The organism is Tabrizicola sp. YIM 78059 (assembly GCF_004959785.1).
GTDB lineage: Bacteria > Pseudomonadota > Alphaproteobacteria > Rhodobacterales > Rhodobacteraceae > Tabrizicola > Tabrizicola caldifontis.
The window spans coordinates 201,487-221,845 of the sequence record NZ_SJZH01000005.1 but is presented as its reverse complement, the minus strand read 5'-3'; the positions used below and the strand labels follow the sequence as shown (position 1 = coordinate 221,845).

The window sequence follows — 20,359 nt, the reverse complement described above, 5'->3', positions numbered from 1 at the left end:
CCCCGATTGCTAGCTCATCACCACCAATGCGTGGCGTTTCTTGCCTGCGCTCAGCTTCATCGGCTCGATCAGATGGCTTGCGCCGAAGCGCAGGCCCGGGTCGGTGATCAGCTCGTCGTTCACCCGCGCGCCCCCTTCCGCGATCAGACGCTTGGCCTCCTTGCCGCTGGATGCCAGGCCCGCACGCACCAGAAGCTGCACAATGCCCACACCTTCGGCCAGCTCTTCGGGTTCCAGAGCCACGGTGGGCAGGTCGTCGCCGATTCCGCCCTTTTCGAACACTTCGCGTGCCGTTGCCTCGGCCGCCGCCGCTGCCTCGGCCCCGTGCAGAAGGGTCGTGGCATGGTTCGCAAGAACAACCTTTGCCTGATTGATCTCGGCCCCGCCCAGCGCGCCCAGGCGGTCGCATTCCTCGACCGGCAGTTCTGTGAAGATCTTCAGGAACCGGCCCACATCGGCGTCGGTCGTGTTGCGCCAGAACTGCCAGAACTCATAGGGGCTCAGCATGTCGCCGTTCAGCCAGACCGCGCCCTGCGCCGATTTGCCCATCTTACGCCCGTCGCTGGTGGTCAGCAGCGGCGTGGTCAGCCCATAGATCTCCTTGTCCACCACGCGGCGGGTCAGGTCGATCCCGTTGATGATGTTGCCCCACTGGTCCGACCCGCCCATCTGCAACAGGCAGCCGTAGCGCCGGTAGAGTTCCAGGAAATCATAGGCCTGCAGGATCATGTAGTTGAATTCCAGGAACGACAGCGACTGTTCGCGGTCCAGCCGGGACTTCACGCTCTCGAAGGACAGCATCCGGTTCACGCTGAAATGCCGCCCGATGTCGCGCAGGAAATCCAGGTAGTTCAGATTGTCCAGCCATTCGGCATTGTTCAACATGATGGCGTCGGTCGGGCCCTCGCCATAGGTCAGATAGTTTGCAAAGACCTTCTTCAGCCCGGCGATGTTGGCGTCGATCGCCTCGGGCGTCAGCAACGGCCGCTCCTCCGACCGGAACGAGGGGTCGCCCACCTTGGTCGTGCCCCCGCCCATCAGCGTGATCGGCTTGTGGCCCGTCTTCTGCAACCAGCGCAGCACCATGATGTTCATCAGATGCCCGACATGCAGGCTGGGCGCGGTCGCGTCATAGCCGATGTAGGCCGGCACCACACCCTTCAACAATGCCTCGTCAAGCGCCTGATAGTCCGTGCAATCGGCAACAAAGCCGCGCTCGAACATCACGCGCATGAAGTCAGATTTCGGATGGTAGTGCATGGGTGCCTCGGTCTAGGATGCGCGCGGTATATCTTTGGCGGGAGCCTAAGGGAAGATGCGCAAGGAAGGGGCCCTGTGGGCGCTGGGCGCGATGTCCGGCACCTCGCTCGATGGTGTCGATGCCGCCATGATCAGGACAGACGGGATCACGATCGAGAGCTTCGGCCCCTCGGCCTTCCGCCCTTACAGCACGAAGGAACAGGCCACGATCCGTGCCGCCCTGGGGCGCTGGCCTGGTGAGCCGGGCGTCGCCGAGGCGGCCCGTGTTGTCGAGGATGCGCATGTCGAGCTTCTGGCCCGGTTCACCGGGGCGGAACTGGTGGGCTTCCACGGCCAGACCCTGGCACATGACCCGGCCGGGCGCGGTACGCACCAGTGCGGGGACGGTGCGCTTCTGGCGCAGGTTCTGGACCTGCCGATCGTCTGGGATTTCCGCAGTGCCGATGTCACCATGGGCGGGCAGGGCGCGCCGCTTGCGCCTTTCTATCATTTCGCCCTCGCCCGCCATCTGGGCCTGACCGAGCCGGTGGCCTTCCTGAACCTTGGCGGGGTGGGCAACCTGACCTGCGTGAACCCCACCGCCGACAGGCCGGAAACGCCGGGCGCGCTGCTGGCGTTCGATACCGGGCCGGCAAATGCGCCACTGAACGACCTGATGCTGGCTAGAACCGGCCAGCCGGTTGACCGCGACGGCGCGCTTGCGGCTCGGGGCCGGGTTGACGAAGGTTTTGTCGCCAGGGTTCTGTCGGACCCATGGTTCGACCTGCCCCCGCCCAAGTCGCTGGATCGCAACGATTTCCAGAGTATGGTCGAGGCACTTGACGACCTTGGCGACGCCGATGCCGCCGCCACGCTGACAGCGGTGGCAGCTGCGGGCGTCGGTGCGGGCCTTCTGCACCTTCCCGCGCCGGTCAGCCGCATCCTGGTGACCGGCGGAGGGCGGCGCAACCCGGTGATGATGGCCGAGTTGCGCCGCCGTCTGCCATGCCCTGTCCAGCCTGTCGAGGATCTGGGTCTCGACGGTGACATGCTGGAAGCACAGGCCTTTGCCTTTCTGGCCGTGCGGGTGCTGCGCAAGATGGCCACGTCGGGCCCCGACACGACGGGCGCACCGGCCCTGGTCGGTGGCGGCCAGATCAGCCGCCCCGAGGGCTAGGCCGCTGCCTCGGCGACCCTGCGCCGGTGTGGCCATCCGGCTCTTGGGCAGCTGTCCCTGATCGTTCCTGGAACGGCCTGCCGAAGCTCAGCGAAGGCGTGCCCTCAGGACCGGCAGCGAATAGAGGGCAAGCGCGCTCCAGATCATTCCAAAGGCCAGCAGCTTCATGCCGCTGAACGGTTCGTCGAAGATGAACACCGCTGTCAGGAAGATCAGCGTGGGGGCGATGTATTGCATTACCGCAATGGTCGAAAGTCGCAGCCGTTTTGCCCCGTTGGCATAGATCATCAGCGGGCCCGCGGTGACGATCCCGCAGCCAAGAAGCAGTGCGTCGTCCCAGGCCACCCCTTGCAGGAAATGCCCGCCCCCCGTTGCGGAAAGCCAGATCATGTAGCCCAGCGCCACGGGCAGCAGGATCAGTACCTCCAGGGCGAACCCTTGGTTCGGTCCGATCGGCAGCCATTTCTTCAGGAAGGCGTAGAAGCCCCATGTGACCGTCAGCCCCAGTGCGACCAGCGGCAGGCGCCCTGCCTCCCACGTCAGGATTGCCACGGCAACGGCAGCCAGGCCAATGGCCACACCCTGCATCCGCCCGATACGCTCGCGCAGAAGTGCCGCGCCCAGGAAGATGGAAAACAGCGGGTTGATGTAATAACCCAGCGCCGCATCCAGCGCATGGCCGGATCCGATGGCCCAGACATAGATCCCCCAGTTCACGCTGATCAGCGCAGCCGTCATTGCGCCCATGCCCAGCATCCGGGGGCTGCGCAGCGCGGCCGTCAGATCGGCCGTCCGCCGAAGCCAGAGCAAGACTGCCATTGCCACCGGCACCGACCAGATGACCCGGTGGGCGATCACCTCGACCGGCGGGACATGCGCAAGCGCCTTCATGTACAGCGGCAGGAAGCCCCACAGCAGATAGGCCGTCAGCGCGAACAGAAAGCCCGACAGGCTGTCCTCGTTCCTTGCAGTCAGGGCAGGGGTATCGACCATGGGCTTCCCCTACCCAATGCGCCCGCCGGCCACCATGACAATCTTGTGCCCGGAACAATGCGCCAGACAGGTCTTGTCTCAGATCTGGCGCGGCAGCGTCCAGCCTGGCGGGGCAAGCTCGAACCCCTCGAAACGGAAGCCGGGCGATACCGTGCAGCTGACAAGGGTCCATTCCCCCGTGGACCGTGCGGCCTGCCACCAGCCTGCCGGCACCACCGTCTGCACGACCTCGCGCCCCAGGATGTCCGGGCCCAGCCGCACATCGGCTGCGGCTGTCACGCCCAGCGAAAGGACCAGCGGGGCACCTGCGTGCCACAGCCAGATTTCGTCCGCATCAACGCGATGCCAATGGCTTCGCTCTCCGGCGCGCAGCAGGAACAGGATCGCGGTTCCGCTGGCCCGGCCACCGATGTCCGGTCCGGCCCAGGTCTGTCGATACCAGCCCCCCTCCGGGTGAGGTTCCAGTTCGAGCTTGCGGATGATGTCTTCTGCGCTCATGCCTGTCTCCATTCGCCGGGGGCCAGCCCCTCCAGCGTCCAGTCCCCGACCCGCCAGCGGATCAGCCGCAGGCAGGGCAACCCCACAGCTGCGCACATGCGCCGCACCTGCCGGTTGCGCCCCTCGCGGATCGTCAGTTCGATCCAGCTGTCCGGCACGGTCTTGCGCACCCGGATCGGCGGCGTCCGGGGCCAGAGCCAGCCCGGCGGCCCCACCGCACGGGCCTTTGCGGGCAGGGTCGGGCCATCGTTCAACTCCACACCCCGCCGCAAACGCTCCAGCGCTGCCTCGGTCACCAGCCCCTCGACCTGCGCGAAATAGGTCTTTTCCAGCTTGAACCGCGGGTCCGCGATCCGCGCCTGCAACCGGCCATCGTCGGTCAGCACCACCAGCCCCTCGCTGTCGCGGTCCAGCCGCCCGGCCGGATAGACCCCTTTGACCGGCACGAAATCGGCCAGCGTCGCGCGCCCCTCGCCGTCGGTGAACTGGCAAAGGACGTCATACGGTTTGTTCAGAAGGATAACCCGCGCCATGTCTTTGCCATAACCCGCCGCAGGCACAGCTAAAAGCCGTCAGGGCCGGTCGGCAAGCCCGAGTATCAGCGACAGCGCGGCTGCTCCGGCAAACAGGGGCCAGGCCCAGCCGGGTCCCCCGGCCCGCCAGGCCAACGTGCCAAGCAGGAAAAGGCCTGCCTTGAGTGCAAGAAGTGCCCCGGGATCAAGGCGGCGGGGCGAGGCAGGGGCCGCCCATAGACCCCAGACCACCGTCACGCCCGCAATGGCCATTGCGGCAATCAGCCATCCCGCCGGCCCGCTCTCGAAGGTCAGGTAGGTTGCACGACCGACCCCGGCCAGCAGCGCCATCTCGACCGCAAAGGCCAGTGCGCCGTTGACCAGGGTCAGCACGCGGTCAACCCTTCAGGATCGACCGCCCGGCATACTCTGCCGTCTCGCCCAGCATCTCTTCGATACGGATCAGCTGATTGTATTTCGCCAGCCGGTCAGACCGCGAAAGCGAGCCGGTCTTGATCTGCCCGCAGTTCGTGGCCACGGCGAGGTCGGCGATGGTGCTGTCCTCTGTCTCGCCTGACCGGTGGCTCATGACGTTCGTATACCGCGCGCGGTGCGCCATCTCGACGGCCTGCAATGTTTCGGTCAGGGTGCCGATCTGGTTGACCTTGACCAGCATCGAGTTCGCTACCCCTTCCGCAATCCCGCGCGACAGGCGCTTGGGGTTGGTCACGAACAGATCGTCGCCCACCAGCTGCAGCTTGTGGCCGAGCTTGTCGGTCAGAAGCTTCCATCCTTCCCAGTCGTCCTCGGCGCAGCCGTCCTCGATCGAAACGATCGGATAATCCGCCGCCAGCCTGGCCAGCCATTCGACATTCTCTTCCGGGCTCAGCGACAGGCCCTCGCCCTTCATCTCGTACTTGCCGCCCCGGAAGTATTCCGTCGAGGCGCAGTCGAGCGCAAGGTAAATGTCCTCGCCAGGTTTGTAGCCTGCCTTTTCTATGGATTTCAGAATGAAATCAAGCGCATCTCGGGCCGAATTCAGATTCGGCGCGAAGCCGCCCTCGTCGCCGACATTGGTATTATGCCCGGCCGCCGACAGTTCCTTCTTCAGCGTGTGGAACACCTCGGACCCCATCCGCACCGCCTCGCGGATGTCCTGGGCACCGACCGGCATGATCATGAATTCCTGGATGTCGATCGGGTTGTCGGCGTGTTCGCCGCCGTTGATGATGTTCATCATCGGCACCGGCAGCACCCGGGCGCTGGTCCCGCCCACATAGCGATACAGGGGCTGCGAGGTATATTCCGCCGCTGCCTTCGCCACCGCAAGGCTGACCCCCAGGATCGCATTTGCGCCGAGCCGCGACTTGTTCGGCGTGCCGTCCATCTCGATCATCGTGCGGTCGATGCCGACCTGCTCGGTCGCGTCGAAACCGACGATCTCTTCGGCGATCTCGCCGTTCACCGCGGCGACGGCCTCCAGAACGCCCTTGCCCTTGTAGCGCTTGGCGTCACCATCGCGCTTCTCGTTGGCCTCATGCGCGCCGGTCGAGGCGCCCGAGGGCACCGCCGCGCGGCCCATGCTGCCGTCTTCCAGCGTTACGTCCACCTCGATCGTGGGGTTGCCGCGGCTGTCCAGGATTTCGCGGGCGTGAATGTCGATGATCGTGCTCATGGGCGGTTTCCTCAAGGCCGAAGGGTGCTCTCCCGGCCCCTTTACCCCGGCTCAGGCGACGAGGGAAGCGCGTTTGAGCCGCCGTTCGCGGGCGAAGGCGTAAAGCCCCGAAGCGACGATCAGACCCGCGCCGGCAAGGGTCGGGCCGTCGGGGCGTTCAGCCAGGAACACCACCCCGAGACTCATCGAAAAGACCAGACGACTGTAACGGAACGGTGCCACGACCGCGACTTCGCCCGTGCGCGTGGCCGCCGTCACCGCCCAGTAGCCCGCGGTGCCGAAGACGACAGCCCCCAGCAGGATGATCGTCTCGGGTCCGGAAACCGCCTTTGCCTGGCCGCTGGCCAGCATCATCCCGATGCCGAGCAGCGTCACCGACAGAAGCCCCCAGGCCGAGACCTGCGCCGTCGTGACCGAGGCCGGAATAGCGCGCGCTGCAAGGTCGCGCAGCACGATCCCGGCGACCGAGATCAGCACCAGAAGCGTTTCCACCCGGAAGCCATCGCTGCCCGGGCGGATCACCAGCAGAACCCCTGCGAAGCCCGCCAGAATCGCCGTCCAGCGCCGCCAGCCAACCCGCTCTGCGAAGACCAGGGCAGCGCCCATGGTGACGGCCAGCGGAAGCGCCTGCAACACTGCGGCAACGGTGCCAAGCGGCACTGCGGCAAGGGCGGCGACGTAACTTGCCGCAGCGATCATTTCTCCGGCATTTCTTGCAATGACAGCGGGATGAAGCGCTTCCTTCACCCAGATTCCCCGCCCTTGCCTGCGCGCCATGACCCAGAACACCGGCGCGCCAAGGGCACCTGAAATCAGGACGATCTGACCGACGGGCAGGCCAGTGGCAGCAAGTTTCAGGAACAGGTCCTCGACCGCAAACAGCGCCATCGCGGCCAGCATCAGAAGGATGCCTGTCAGGTTATCGCTTCGGGGTTCGCTGCGGGCCATCGGGCCGTTCTATGCCCGCCGCGGAGCGAAGGAAAGCGTCTGCACCTCGATCAAGGTGGCTGATCCCGCCACGCTTGGGCATCGCGGCCTTGTTCCCGCCGCGCAGGCCATGCACAAGTGCCGGGCGGCAAGGAGCAAGAGCATGCAGCGCAAGGATCGGCTTGATGCCTTCGGCGGATCAGTCCTTTTGGGGGTGACGCTGCTTCTGGCCTTCAACCAGGTAATCGTGAAGCAGGTGAACCAGGGCTTGCAGCCTGTGTTCTTCGCGGGTCTGCGGTCAGCGCTGGCAGTGCTGTTCGTCTGGGCCTTGCTGCTTTTCCGGCACCGTCCACCGCGACTGAGGCGCAGGGCCCTTGGCCCGGGCCTGCTGATGGGCGCCGTCTTCGCAGCCGAGTTCCTTTGCCTTTTCATGGCGCTCGACCTGACGACGGTGGGGCGCACCTCGGTCATCTTCTATTCCATGCCGGTCTGGTTCGCGATCATCGCGCATTTCGGTCTTGGCGAACGGATCACGCCGATCCGGGCGCTTGGGCTTGCAATGGCCTTCACCGGGGCGGCCTGGGCGATCCTGGCTGGCAGTGCTTCGGGCGAAGGCAGTCTGATCGGCGACCTTTTCGCCCTGGGCGGTTCCTGGGGCTGGGCGGGGACTGCCTTCATCGCGCGCCGCCCGGTGATGCGGGACGAGGGGCCCGAGATGCAGCTGTTCTGGATGGTCCTTGTCTCTGGACCGATTCTTCTGCTGGCGGCGCCGGCGTTCGGCCCGCTGATCCGCGATCTGCAACCGGCCCATCTGTTCTGGCTGGTGTTCCAGGCGTCGGTCGTGGTGGCCGGGGGCTTCGTCACATGGCTCTGGCTTCTGTCGGTTTATCCGGCCTCGACCGTGGCCTCGTTCTCGTTCCTGACCCCGATCCTGGCCATTCTGCTGGGTGCCTTGATCTTCGGCGAATCCGTCACCTGGCCGATTCTCGGCGCGGCCTGTCTGGTCGCGGCCGGAATCGTGCTGATCAATCGGCCGGCGCGCCCGGCGCTCTGAAGGCCTGTGCAGAATCGCCCGCCGCCGAATTGGCGTGGGCCCTCCGGCTGCAAGGCGGCCGGTCAAGCGCGCTGCATTTCTGCGAAATCGGGGACACTTCACAAACTGCTCGAACCTTGTCCCCAAACCTGTCCACAGGGGGGCGTCTGCTGCACCGCTGACAGGGTGGTGTGGCAGCCCAACGTCAAGGGAGAAAATTTCGATGAAGGCAAAATTTTCCCGTTGATCGACTGTCATGATTACGACAGTTTGATAAAGCGGCAGGGGAAACCACAAAATCTAGTGCCGCAGTGGACAGGCAGATTGACCCAGTAGAAAGGGCATCCGGAACGGATGCGCCCCTCCAGCCGGTGCAGGCCGGCAGGATGGTGGGTTGTTGTCTTTCGCTGCAACCGGATCGGTACCCCGCGCAAGATTGCAGCATTCATCGGCCTTATTGGCCGCAAGAACGGGAGTTCAGGGGCATGAAGATCGAGCGGCACTTCACCACCGAGGCCACCGGCGCCTATGGGGCCATGGCCTTCACGACCACCGTTTCGGAAATCCGCAACCCCGACGGGAAGGTTGTCTTCCGCAACGACGCGGTGGAAGTCCCCGAAGGCTGGAGCCAGGTCGCCAGCGACGTTCTGGCACAGAAGTATTTCCGCAAGGCAGGTGTGCCGGCGGCGCTGAAGAAGGTCAGGGAAAAGGGCGTGCCCGAGTTCCTGTGGCGCTCGGTCGCAGACGAGGAGGCCTTGGCCAGCCTGCCCGAGGACCAGCGCTACACTGGCGAGACCTCGGCCAAGCAGGTCTTTGACCGTCTGGCAGGCGCCTGGGCCTACTGGGGCTGGAAGGGCGGCTATTTCACCACCGAGGCCGACGCCCGTGCCTATTATGACGAGATGCGCTTCATGCTGGCCCGCCAGATGGCCGCGCCGAACTCGCCGCAGTGGTTCAACACCGGCCTGCACTGGGCCTACGGCATCGACGGCCCCGGCCAGGGCCATTTCTACGTGGACCACAGGACCGGCAAGCTGACCCAGTCCGACAGCGCCTACGAACATCCACAACCCCATGCGTGCTTCATCCAGTCGGTGAAGGACGACCTTGTGAACGAAGGCGGCATCATGGACCTCTGGGTGCGCGAGGCGCGGCTGTTCAAGTATGGCTCGGGCACCGGCACCAACTTCTCCAGCCTTCGGGGCGAGGGCGAAAAGCTTTCGGGAGGCGGCAAGTCCTCGGGCCTGATGGGCTTCCTCAAGATCGGCGACCGCGCGGCGGGGGCGATCAAGTCGGGCGGCACCACGCGCCGCGCGGCCAAGATGGTGATCGTGGACATGGATCACCCCGACATCGAGGAATTCATCAACTGGAAGGTGATCGAGGAACAGAAGGTCGCCTCTTTGGTGGCCGGATCCAAGATGCACGAGGCGCGGCTGAACGACATCTTCGCCGCGATCCGCCAGTGGGACGGCGCGGACGGGGATGCCACCGATCCGGCGAAGAACTCCGCGCTGAAGGCTGCGATCAAGGCAGCCAAGAAGGCGATGATCCCCGACACCTATACCAACCGCGTGCTGCAATACGCGCGGCAGGGCTTCACTTCGATCGAATTCCCGACCTACGACACCGACTGGGATTCCGAGGCTTACATCTCGGTCTCGGGCCAGAACTCCAACAACTCGGTCCGCGTCACCGACGCATTTCTGCGCGCGGTGAAGGAGGATCTGCCCTGGGAGCTGATCCGCCGCACCGACGGCAAGGTGGCCAAGACCGTCTCGGCACGCGATCTGTGGGACCAGATCGGCCATGCCGCCTGGGCCTGCGCCGACCCCGGCATCCAGTTCCACGACACCGTCAACGCCTGGCACACCTGCCCCGAGGACGGGCCGATCCGGGGCTCGAACCCGTGCTCGGAATACATGTTCCTCGACGACACGGCCTGCAATCTGGCGTCGATGAACCTGCTGACCTTCTACAAGGACGGCCGCTTCGACGCCCAGGCCTATGTGCATGCCACCCGCCTGTGGACGGTCACGCTGGAAATCAGCGTCATGATGGCGCAGTTCCCTTCGAAGGAAATCGCCCAGCTCTCCAATGATTTCCGCACCCTTGGCTTGGGTTATGCCAACATCGGCGGCCTTCTGATGAACATGGGCCTCGGCTATGACTCGGACGAAGGCCGCGCCCTTTGCGGTGCGCTGACCGCGATCATGACGGGCATCTCCTATGCCACCAGCGCCGAGATGGCAAAGGAACTGGGGCCGTTCGCGGGCTATGAGCGGAACAAGCAGCACATGCTGCGCGTCATCCGCAACCACCGCGCCGCGGCCCATGCGACCGGCCAGTATGAAGGGCTGAACGTCCCGGCTGTCCCGCTGGATCATGCGAACTGCCCCGACCAAAGCCTTGTTACCCTTGCCAAATCCGCGTGGGATGAGGCGCTGCGCCTGGGCGAGGCCTACGGTTACCGTAACGCCCAGACCACGGTGATCGCGCCCACCGGCACCATTGGCCTCGTCATGGACTGCGACACCACCGGCATCGAGCCCGACTTCGCCCTGGTGAAGTTCAAGAAGCTCGCCGGCGGCGGCTACTTCAAGATCATCAACCAGTCGGTCCCTGCCGCGCTGGAGGCCCTCGGCTATTCCACGTCGCAAGCCGCCGAGATCGTCGCCTATGCCGTCGGCCACGGCTCGCTCGGCCAGGCCCCGGCGATCAACCACACCGCGCTGATCGGCCACGGCTTTGGCCCGCGCGAGATCGAGAAGATCGAGGCTGCGCTGCCTTCGGCCTTCGACATACGCTTTGTCTTCAACCAGTGGACGCTGGGCGAGGACTTCTGCAAGGGCACTCTCGGCATCCCCGCCGAAAAACTTGCCGATCCGACCTTCGACCTGCTGCGTCACCTCGGCTTCACCAGGGCGCAGATCGAGGCCGCCAACGATCATGTCTGCGGCACCATGACACTGGAAGGCGCTCCGCACCTCAAGCCCGAACACTACAAGGTCTTCGACTGCGCCAATCCCTGCGGCAAGAAGGGCACCCGCTATCTGTCGGTGGAAAGCCACATCCGCATGATGGCTGCCGCCCAGTCCTTCATCTCGGGCGCGATCTCCAAGACGATCAACATGCCGAACTCCGCCACCATCGCTGATGTGCTGGCAGCCTACGAACTGTCGCATTCGCTGGGTATCAAGGCCAATGCGCTTTACCGCGACGGCTCCAAGCTCAGCCAGCCGCTCGCCTCTGCGCTGATCGAGGACGACGACGAGGCCGAAGAGCTGCTCGCCTCGGGCACGGTCACCGAAAAGGCCCAGGTCGTGGCCGAGAAGATCGTCGAGAAGGTGATCGTCAAGGAGATCGTCCGCAGCCACCGCGAGAAGCTGCCGGAACGCCGCAAGGGCTATACCCAGAAGGCGATCGTGGGCGGGCACAAGGTCTATCTGCGCACCGGCGAATATGCCGATGGCAGCTTGGGCGAGATCTTCATCGACATGCACAAGGAAGGCGCGGGCTTCCGGGCGATGATGAACAACTTCGCCATCGCGGTCTCGGTCGGCCTGCAATACGGCGTGCCGCTGGAGGAATTCGTCGAGGCCTTCACCTTCACCCGGTTCGAACCCGCCGGTATGGTCCAGGGGAACGACTCGATCAAGAACGCGACCTCGATCCTCGACTACATCTTCCGGGAACTGGCGATCAGCTATCTTGACCGCACCGACCTTGCCCATGTCGCGCCCAAGGGGGCGAGCTTCGATGACCTCGGCCGGGGCGACGAGGAAGGCAAGCGCAACTTCGCCGAACCCAGCGAGATCGCGGCCTCGAAATCGCTCGAGGTGCTGAAGCAGGTCGCCTCGACCGGCTACATGCGCAAGCGCCTGCCGCAGGAACTGGTGGTGTTGCAGGGCGGGCAGGGGGCCACCGGCTTCGGCGGGGGGCTGGCGACCGGCACCGACAGCGCCGCGCCCCTGACGGCGGTCCTGTCGGAGACAAGGGTCTCGGGCTTCTCGGAAACCACCAGCAGCTTTGCGATCAGCACGGCGGATGCGCGCACCAAGGCCAAGCTGCAGGGCTATACCGGTGACAGCTGCGGCGAATGCGGCAACTATACGCTGGTCCGCAACGGCACCTGCCTGAAGTGCAACAGCTGTGGCGCCACGACCGGGTGCAGCTGATGGGCAAGAAGCAGTTTCTCACCCTCAATGATGCCTTGAGTGTCGTTCGCACCGGCGCCGATGCGCATGCGCTCAGGCAGTTCAACTTCATGAACAAATCGCTACCTGCTTCGGTGGGTGACTTGCTGCGGGAACTCGGGTTTGGCTGCCGTTTTGAAGCTATGCCCCATGCCGTCTCTGGCAAACTCGTGCCCGATACCTGGGCCGAAAAAAGCTACGAGGTGGTCCTGAATAGTCGGCACCCGCGCTTGCGGCAGCGCTTCAGCGCTTTGCACGAAGTGGGCCACTACTACCTGCATGTCGACCCGTGCGATCCTCTTGCGCCCGTCAAGCATAGGGCGACTGGCGATACGTTGGACCAAGTATATGACCTTGCCGGGATGCTCGAAGAGAGCGAGGCAAATCAATGGGCCGACGCTGTCATTTTTGGCAACCACGCTCTGGAGGGAGCCCTTGGGCTATACGGGAGGGATCTGGACGCGCTGTCTCGCCATTTCGCGTTCTCGAAAGAGGTTGTGGAGCGGGCGCTGAAGCGTCGCGGGTTCTGAGCCAGCTTCAGTAGACCTTTCCCTCCCCAAATATCCCACGGGGGGTCCGGGGGTGTGAAACCCCCGGTCCTCGACCAGCCATCCGGCGCAATGACTGAAAGCCTGGGACCTCCCTCCCCCCACGGTGGGGGAGGGATGGGGTGGGGGATATGCCTTCCGGCCCGAAGGTTTGACCCCCGGCAGCCCAGCCGCTACCATCCCGGCATGAAGCCCGATCCTGCCCGCAAGATGACTCAGGCCCTCCGCGACACCGGCGTGCGCGTCACGCGCCAGCGCGAGGCATTGCTCAAGGTCCTGACCGAGGCCCAGGACCACCCCGACGCGGCCGAGTTGCACCGCAGGGCGCGGGAGCTAGACGACAGCCTGTCGCTGGCCACCGTCTATCGGACGCTCTCGGTGCTGGAGAGGGAAGGCGTGGTTCTGCGCCTTGCCCTGGAAAACGGGGGCGCGCGGTACGAGGTGGCGAACACCGCGCATCACGACCACATCATCGACCTCGACAGTGGCGAGATCATGGAGTTCCACTCCGAAAAGATCGAGCAGCTTCAACGCGAGATCGCCGCCGAGCTTGGCTACGAGATCGTCCATCACCGGATGGAACTTTACTGCCGGAAGAAGCCCTAGCCGGCAAAGCTGCCATAGCGGCCCTGGCTGAAGACCAGGGGCTCGCCCGCCCGCACCGCCATGCGCAGCACACGGCCCAGGATGATCGCATGATCCCCACCGTCATGAACGGCATGGCGCGCGCAGTCGAACCGGGCCAGCGCCCCGCTCAGCGCGGGCAGTCCTTCCGACGTCAGCGAATGGTCAAGCCCGGCGAACCCGGCCCCGCCCCGGGCGAAGCGAGCCACCCAGTCGCGCTGCCCTGCCTCCAGTACATGGATCGCGAAATGCCGTGCCCCGGTGAAGATGGCAAACCGCGACGAGGCGCGGGCAGGGGACCACAGCACCAGTGGCGGGTCAAGCGACACCGACGAGAAGCTGTTGGCCACGAAGCCCACCGGCCCTTCGGGCCCCAGCGTCGTGACCAGCGTCACGCCGGTCGCAAAGCGCCCGAAGGCGTCGCGCAGCGCGCGCGGGTCGGAAGGGTCAAGCAGCAGGTCGGTCGAAGCTGTTCCGTCAGGCATGGCAGGTCCGTTCATGGGCCCTACCAGATATGCCGACGTCCGCGACAATCAACGTCAGATCTGCCGGTCAGACTGTGCGCAAAAGCCTGAGTGCGTCGTAGATCGCCGCATGGGTATTGCGCGCGGCCACCGCATCGCCGATCCGGTAAAGCGCAAAGCCGGGTACCTCGGGTTGCGGCCGTCCGCCGATCAGGGCCTCATAATCCACGGCGCCAAGATTGCCTGACAAGGGCTTGAGGTCAAAGTAGATATCTGCCAGCGGCTGGGTGCCGTGATTGACCACCACCTGATCGTACAGCGACGTTTTCGCCAGCTTCATGTAGTCCGACCCGATGGTGGCCTTCAGCTGGTTTCCGGCCCTTTCCACCGCCAGCAGGCGATAGGTCACCGTGAAGGTCACGTCCTTGTCCTGCAAGGCGCGCATGTAGGGCACCAGATTCATGCCCATCACCTCGGGCGCGAAGGTGCGGTCCGGTGTCATGATCTCGACCCTCGAGCCTGCCTCGGCGATGACCTGCGCCGCCTGCAGGGCCGCATGGTCCCCGGCGTCGTCGAACAGCAGCACGTTCGCCCCCGGCTTCACATCGCCTGACAGGATGTCCCAGGTGGAGACGACCAGATCGTTGCCGGCACCAAGCACATCGGTCGTGGGCAGCCCGCCCGTGGCGATCACCACCACGTCCGGGTTTTCTGCCGTCACGTCGGCGGCTTCGGCAAAGGTGTTGAAGCGAAACTCTACCCCCCGTGCGGCGCATTGCGCCATGCGCCAGTCGATGATGCCGATCATCTCGCGCCGGCGCGGCGTCAGCGAGGTCAGCAGCACCTGCCCGCCCGGATCGGCCGCTGCCTCGAACACCACGACGTGGTGGCCGCGCTCGGCCGCCACGCGCGCGGCTTCCAGGCCTGCGGGGCCCGCGCCAACCACAACGACCTTCTTCTTAACCGAAGCTGGCGCGATCTCGTGCGGCTGCGTTTCCTCGCGCCCGGTCGAGGGGTTGTGGATGCACAGCGCCATGCCCCCCTGATAGATCCGGTCCAGGCAGTAGGTCGCACCGACACAGGGGCGGATGTCGGCCTCGCGCCCCTCGACGATCTTGCGCACGATATGGGGGTCGGCCATGTGGGCGCGGGTCATGCCCACCATGTCAAGCTGCCCCGTGGCCACTGCATGCCGGGCGGTCGCCACGTCGGGTATCCGCGCGGCGTGGAAGGTGGGCATCCCCACCTCGGCCCGCACGCGGCCTGCGAAATCCAGATGCGGGGCGGATCGCATGCCCTGGATCGGGATCACGTCCGTCATGGCCGGATCGGTATGGATGCGGCCCTTGATGATGTTGAGAAAGTCCACCAAGCCGCTGTCGCGGAACATCTTTCCGATGGCGATGCCTTCCTCGGGGTCGATCCCGCCGGGCGCGTCCTCGTCTGCCGTATAGCGCACGCCCAGCAGGAAATCCGGCCCCACGCGCCTGCGGCAGGCGGCCAGCACCTCCATCGTGAATCGGGCCCGGTTTTCCAGACTGCCCCCCCAGGGCGCAGGCAGTGCATTGGTCAGGGGCGACATGAACTGGTCCATCAGGTGGCCGTAGCATTCGAATTCCACCCCATCGAGCCCCGCCGCCTGCATCCGTTCGCAGGCATCGGCATAGTCCGTGATGATGCGGCCGATGTCCCAATCCTCGATCACCTTGGGAAAGGCGCGATGGGCCGGTTCCCGGGATGGCCCCGCCCCCACCACCGGAAGCCAGTCGCCCTTGTCCCAGCGCGTGCGGCGGCCAAGGTGGGTCAGCTGGATCATCACGGCGGCCCCGGCCTCGTGGCAGTCGTCGGCCAGCCGCCTCAGCCACGGCACGACCTCGTCCTTGTAGGCCAGAACGTTGTTGAAGGCTGGCGGACTGTCCTTCGACACCGCGGCCGAGCCGGCCGTCATCACCATCGCCACGCCCGCCTTGGCCCGTTCCAGATGATACAGCCTGTAACGGTCCTTCGGCATGCCCTCTTCCGGGTAGGCCGGTTCGTGGCTGGTGGTCATGATCCGGTTGCGAAGCGTCAGGTGCTTCAGTTGATAGGGCTGAAGAAGCGGGTCGTTCGACATGGGCCGGGGCCTCTGGCTTGGAAGTCTGGGCCAACGCTAGACCGGGGATGGAGTCGGCTCAAGAAAAATCGACATGTGTGTCGAGTTTTCTGGCCTTGTGCCGGAAGCCGGCCCGCGCATAGGGTGCCGCCATGGATGCAGAGCGCAACGAACGCGGCTGGCGTGGCAGTCCGGACCTCTGGCTGGATGCCGCCTACGAACTGCTTGTCGAAGGCGGGGTCGAGGCCGTCAAGGTCATGCCGCTGGCCCAGCGCCTTGGCCTGTCGCGCACCAGTTTCTACTGGCATTTCCCCGACCGTGAGGCGCTTCTGGCCGGGTTGATCGACCGGTGGCAGGCAAAGAATACCGGCAATCTGGTCGCACGATGTGAGGCCCCGGCCCAGACCATAGCCCAGGCCATGTTGAATCTCTGCGACTGCTGGCTGGACTCTGCGCTGTTCGATAGCCGCCTGGAATTTGCCATGCGGACCTGGGCGCTGACCGACAGGGCGGTTGAGCAGGCGATGGCCGATGCAGATGCCACACGCATCGCCGCGATTACCGCGCTTTTCCGTCGCTTCGGCTATCCAGAGGGCGAAGCCGACACCCGGGCACGCACGCTGTATCTGACCCAGGTGGGCTATATTGCACTTCGGTCGAACGAGACCCTCGAACAGCGGATGGCACGGATCCCGGCCTATGTTCTGACCTTCTGCGGTGTGCCGCCCACCTCGGATGACGTGGCCGCCTTCGAGGCCCGCCACCAGGAATGGTCAGGCGGCTAGGCCGGGCCGGAAGCTGCCGGCTCAGCTTTGCGTTCGGGGCCGATTGAAGCAGCCGCTGACACATCCTTGCGCATGGATCCCTACAGGGGGGGGCGGGCGTATCGCGTCCCCATTTCAGAGCCTGCTGACCGACCTGCATCGCAAATCGTCTGCCGCCATGATCTTCAATGGGGAGCGTCAGGGATCGTGCGGGGTGCCGCGACCAGTGCCCACGCCCCCATCCCCTCCCCACACACAAGGGGGGAGGGGGAGGTGCCTCATTCTGCCGCGTGTGGGCGCGGCTTGCGGGCGGCAAGCGCTGCTTCCAGCGCGGCAAGGCGGCCTTGCAGCAGGGCAAGGTCCATCTCCCCGCGCTCGATCCGTTCGGCCAGCACATGCGGCTCGGGGGTTTCAGGCTCGGCCTCCTTCCTGCCGATGAACCGACCGAGCACCCACGAAAGCAGCCGCGACAGATCGTCCATCACCAGATACATCGACGGCACGATCACAAGGCTGAGGACGGTCGAGACGATGATCCCGCCGATCACGGCGATGGCCATGGGCGAACGGAACGCGCCGCCTTCGCCCACCCCCAGCGCCGAGGGCAGCATCCCGGCCGACATCGCGATCGATGTCATCACGATCGGCCGCGCCCGCTTGTGCCCGGCCTCGATCACGGCGTCGATCCGCTTCAGGCCGCGCGCCCGCATCTCGATGGCAAAGTCGATCAGCAGGATGGCGTTCTTGGCCACGATCCCCATCAGCATCAGGATGCCGATAAGAACGGGCATCGACAGCGGATTCTGGGTCAGGATCAGTGCCGCGGCCACCCCGCCCACCGACAGCAGCAGCGAGAAGATGATCGTCAGCGGTTGCAGCACCGAGTGGAACAGCAGGATCAGGACGAACATCATCAGAAGCACGCCCAGCACCATGGCATTGACGAAGCTGCCGACCAGTTCGGCCTGGATCTCGGCGTCACCCGAGGGGCGCACCACGACCGAAGACGGCAGGTTCAGTGTCGGCAGGATCTGCATGAAGCGTTCGGTCGCCTGGTCCAGCACATAGCCCGGTGCGATGTCGGCGCCGATGGTGGCCACGCGCTGGCGGTTCAGCCGCTTGACGATCGAGGGCCCTTCGCCCACTTCCACGGTCGCCACGGCCGACAAGGGCACCGGGCCCCTTGCGGTCTGCACTTTCAGCGCCGAAATCCGGGCCAGACTGTCGCGCGACACCTCGTCAAGCTGCACGCGGATCGGCACCAGACGATTGTCGATCGAAAGCTTGCCCAGCGCGGCAGACACGTCACCGATCGTCGCGACGCGGACAACGTTGGCGATCTGCTGCACCGTGACTCCCAGGCGCGCGGCTTCTTCCAGCTTGGGCGTGATCTGCACCTCGGGACGGGGCAGGGCGGCCTCGGCCGAGGGATTCACCAGCATCGGCTCGTCCCGTAGCGCGGTTTCGATCTTCTGCACCGCATGGTTCAGCGCCGCCTCGTCAGAGGACAGGATGTCGAAACTGAAGGGCCGCGACCCGCCGCCGGGACCGCCCACCTTGAAGGCGCGGACGTCGGGGATGGCGCGAAGGGCAAGGAAAACCTCTTCCTCGATTTCGGATTGCGGCCGGATCCGGCCCTGCAACGGTGTCTCTGGCAGCAGGGCGCCGATCAGCGGCAGTTTCTGACCCAGATCGGAAAGCTTGCGGCCTAGCCCGTTGTCCAGGCGGTCCAGGATGATGGTGAAGCTTGCCCGCCGGATGTCTCGATCACCCAGCGGGGTCGAGCCGCCGACCACGAGAACCGATTTCACGCCGTCTATGTCCGCGACCACCTGGCGCATCGCCTCGGTCGTCCGGTCGGTATCCTCCAGCGTAGCGCCCGGCGGCAGCTCCACGGCAACGACGATGCGGCTTTCGTCCTCGGGCGGGAACAGGCTGCCCGGAACCCCCAGCATCGCCTGGACCGAGAAGATCACCAGTCCGATGGCGGCCACGACGGTCAGGTAATAGGTGGGCAGGCCCAGCCATGGCAGCTTGCGGAAGCGCCAGACCCGCGTGGTGAGGCGCACCAGTCCCAGATAGCCACGCATGATGAAGCCGTCGCGATGGCTGTTTTCGCGATGCCCCTCGGCATCCTTTGCGCGCATCAGGTAGGCGGCCATCATCGGCGTGATGAGGCGCGCCACCGCCAGCGAGAACAGGACAGCAATCGCCACGGTCAGGCCGAACTGCCGGAAATACTGACCCGGAATGCCCGGCATGAAGCTGACCGGCACGAAGACTGCCACGATGGTTGCGCTTGTGGCGATGACCGCAAGGCCGATTTCGTCCGCCGCGTCGATCGCCGCGCGGTAGGGCGTCTTGCCCATGCGGATGTGCCGGGCGATGTTCTCGATCTCCACGATCGCGTCATCGACCAGGATGCCGGTTGCAAGGGTGAGGGCAAGGAAGCTGACAAGGTTCAGCGAGAACCCCAGCATGTCCATCAGCCAGAAGGTCGGCACGGCAGAAAGGGGCAGGGCAACCGCCGCAATCAGCGTTGCGCGCCAGTTGCGCAGGAAGGCCAGCACCACGAGAACCGCCAGCAGCGCCCCTTCCAGCAGCGTATGGATCGCCGCTTCGTAGTTGCCGTATGTGTAGAACACCGAATCGTCGATCATCGTGATCTTGACGTTCGGATTGTCCCTGCGCAGCTGCTCGACGACGCTGTTGGTGGTCTCGGCAACGCTGACCTCCGATGCGCCCTTGGCGCGGAACACAAGAAAGCTGACCTGCGGCTCGCCGTCGATGCGGGTGAAGCTTTTCAGTTCCTCGTAACTGTCGATGACCTGGCCGAGGTCGGACAGGCGTACGAACCGACCTGATGGCAGGGCGATAGTGGTGGCGGCCAATTGCTCGACCGTGCCGCTGTCGCCCAGGGTGCGGATCACCTGTTCGCCCGAGCCGAGGCTCAACTTGCCCGCGCCAAGGTTCGTGTTCGTCGCCGCGATCTGGGCGCTGACCGCCTGGGCCGTAACGCCGAAGCTGTCCAGCTTGACCGGGTCGAGTTCGACGCGGATTTCCCGGTCGGCCCCGCCGATCCGGGTGACGCGGCCGATCCCGGGGCGGCCTTGCAGCGCGCGGGTCACCGTGTCGTCCACGAACCAGCTGATTTCCTCCATCGTCATGTCGGGGGCGCTGACCGCGAAGGTCATGATCGCCTGGCCCTCGACGTCGATCCGGCTGACGATGGGCGCCTCGATGCCGCCGGGCAGGTCGCCACGGATCTGGTCTACCGCATCCTTCACATCCTGCACGGCCTTGTCGGTGGGCACCTCCATGCGGAATTCGACAACCGTTGTGGACAGCCCGTCGGTGACGTTCGAGGTGACGTTCTTCACCCCGGTGATGCCGGCGACGGCATCCTCGATTTCCTTGGTGACCTGGCTTTCCATCTCGGCCGGCGCAGCGCCGGACTGGGCCACGCTGATGGCGACAAGCGGCACGTCGATGTTCGGAAAGCGCGTGATCGGCAGGGTATTGAAGCTCTGCCAGCCAAGCACCATCAGCAGGAAGAAGGCCAGAAGCGGCGCAACCGGGTTTCGGATCGACCAGGCGGAAAAGTTCATGATGCGATC

At 65.2% G+C, this 20,359-nt stretch carries 16 protein-coding genes; 6 read left to right on the top strand and 10 right to left on the bottom strand.

Going from position 1 to position 20,359, the window contains the following annotated elements; all coding sequences use genetic code 11:
* Window positions 1–9: 9 nt before the first annotated feature.
* Window positions 10–1,260, bottom strand: coding sequence for a tyrosine--tRNA ligase (gene tyrS / locus EZM81_RS09180; protein ID WP_136645504.1), 1,251 nt, complete (start codon window positions 1,258–1,260; stop codon window positions 10–12).
* 55 nt (window positions 1,261–1,315) lie between these two features.
* On the opposite strand from tyrS, the gene EZM81_RS09175 reads away from it, so the two are divergent.
* Window positions 1,316–2,416 (top strand): anhydro-N-acetylmuramic acid kinase, encoded by a 1,101-nt coding sequence (locus tag EZM81_RS09175; protein WP_136645503.1) that lies wholly within the window; start codon window positions 1,316–1,318, stop codon window positions 2,414–2,416.
* An 87-nt stretch (window positions 2,417–2,503) separates the two neighbouring features.
* Here the strand turns inward: EZM81_RS09175 and rarD are convergent, their stop codons facing one another.
* From rarD to EZM81_RS09145, 6 genes are all read right to left on the bottom strand, one after another.
* A complete protein-coding gene (rarD, locus tag EZM81_RS09170; protein WP_136645502.1) occupies window positions 2,504–3,409 on the bottom strand; it encodes an EamA family transporter RarD in 906 nt (301 codons plus the stop codon).
* Window positions 3,410–3,487: 78 nt separating this feature from the next.
* Window positions 3,488–3,907 (bottom strand): cupin domain-containing protein, encoded by a 420-nt coding sequence (locus tag EZM81_RS09165; RefSeq protein ID WP_136645501.1) that lies wholly within the window; start codon window positions 3,905–3,907, stop codon window positions 3,488–3,490.
* Window positions 3,904–4,440, bottom strand: coding sequence for an rRNA large subunit pseudouridine synthase E (locus EZM81_RS09160; protein ID WP_136645500.1), 537 nt, complete (start codon window positions 4,438–4,440; stop codon window positions 3,904–3,906). Before EZM81_RS09160 ends, EZM81_RS09165 begins: the two co-directional genes overlap by 4 nt.
* A 39-nt stretch (window positions 4,441–4,479) precedes the next feature.
* Window positions 4,480–4,812, bottom strand: coding sequence for a YrdB family protein (locus EZM81_RS09155; protein WP_135448758.1), 333 nt, complete (start codon window positions 4,810–4,812; stop codon window positions 4,480–4,482).
* 4 nt (window positions 4,813–4,816) lie between these two features.
* Window positions 4,817–6,094, bottom strand: coding sequence for a phosphopyruvate hydratase (gene eno, locus EZM81_RS09150; protein ID WP_136645499.1), 1,278 nt, complete (start codon window positions 6,092–6,094; stop codon window positions 4,817–4,819).
* A gap of 51 nt (window positions 6,095–6,145) precedes the next feature.
* Window positions 6,146–7,042 (bottom strand): DMT family transporter, encoded by an 897-nt coding sequence (locus EZM81_RS09145; RefSeq protein WP_136645498.1) that lies wholly within the window; start codon window positions 7,040–7,042, stop codon window positions 6,146–6,148.
* Between the two features lie 142 nt (window positions 7,043–7,184).
* On the opposite strand from EZM81_RS09145, the gene EZM81_RS09140 reads away from it, so the two are divergent.
* From EZM81_RS09140 to EZM81_RS09125, 4 genes are all read left to right on the top strand, one after another.
* On the top strand, window positions 7,185–8,075 hold the full coding sequence (locus tag EZM81_RS09140) for a DMT family transporter (RefSeq protein WP_136645497.1): 891 nt from the start codon (window positions 7,185–7,187) through the stop codon (window positions 8,073–8,075).
* Between the two features lie 464 nt (window positions 8,076–8,539).
* The gene (locus tag EZM81_RS09135; protein WP_136645496.1) at window positions 8,540–12,232 is read left to right on the top strand and encodes a vitamin B12-dependent ribonucleotide reductase; all 3,693 of its coding nucleotides are present in this window, start codon (window positions 8,540–8,542) and stop codon (window positions 12,230–12,232) included.
* Complete coding sequence (locus EZM81_RS09130; RefSeq protein WP_248298179.1) at window positions 12,232–12,780, top strand: ImmA/IrrE family metallo-endopeptidase; 549 nt, start codon at window positions 12,232–12,234, stop codon at window positions 12,778–12,780. Before EZM81_RS09135 ends, EZM81_RS09130 begins: the two co-directional genes overlap by 1 nt.
* A 228-nt stretch (window positions 12,781–13,008) precedes the next feature.
* Window positions 13,009–13,404, top strand: coding sequence for a Fur family transcriptional regulator (locus tag EZM81_RS09125; protein ID WP_240783975.1), 396 nt, complete (start codon window positions 13,009–13,011; stop codon window positions 13,402–13,404).
* Here EZM81_RS09125 and EZM81_RS09120 read toward each other — a convergent pair.
* Window positions 13,401–13,922: a flavin reductase family protein gene (locus EZM81_RS09120; protein WP_248298175.1), complete on the bottom strand. Its 522-nt coding sequence runs from the start codon at window positions 13,920–13,922 to the stop codon at window positions 13,401–13,403. The genes EZM81_RS09125 and EZM81_RS09120 overlap by 4 nt on opposite strands.
* A gap of 52 nt (window positions 13,923–13,974) precedes the next feature.
* Window positions 13,975–15,999, bottom strand: coding sequence for an NADH:flavin oxidoreductase (locus EZM81_RS09115; protein ID WP_136645494.1), 2,025 nt, complete (start codon window positions 15,997–15,999; stop codon window positions 13,975–13,977).
* A gap of 131 nt (window positions 16,000–16,130) precedes the next feature.
* Here EZM81_RS09115 and EZM81_RS09110 point away from each other — a divergent pair, with 131 nt between their 5' ends.
* The gene (locus EZM81_RS09110) at window positions 16,131–16,763 is read left to right on the top strand and encodes a TetR/AcrR family transcriptional regulator (RefSeq protein ID WP_136645493.1); all 633 of its coding nucleotides are present in this window, start codon (window positions 16,131–16,133) and stop codon (window positions 16,761–16,763) included.
* 257 nt (window positions 16,764–17,020) lie between these two features.
* Here the strand turns inward: EZM81_RS09110 and EZM81_RS09105 are convergent, their stop codons facing one another.
* A complete protein-coding gene (locus EZM81_RS09105) occupies window positions 17,021–20,350 on the bottom strand; it encodes an efflux RND transporter permease subunit (RefSeq protein ID WP_136645492.1) in 3,330 nt (1,109 codons plus the stop codon).
* Window positions 20,351–20,359 lie beyond the last annotated feature (9 nt).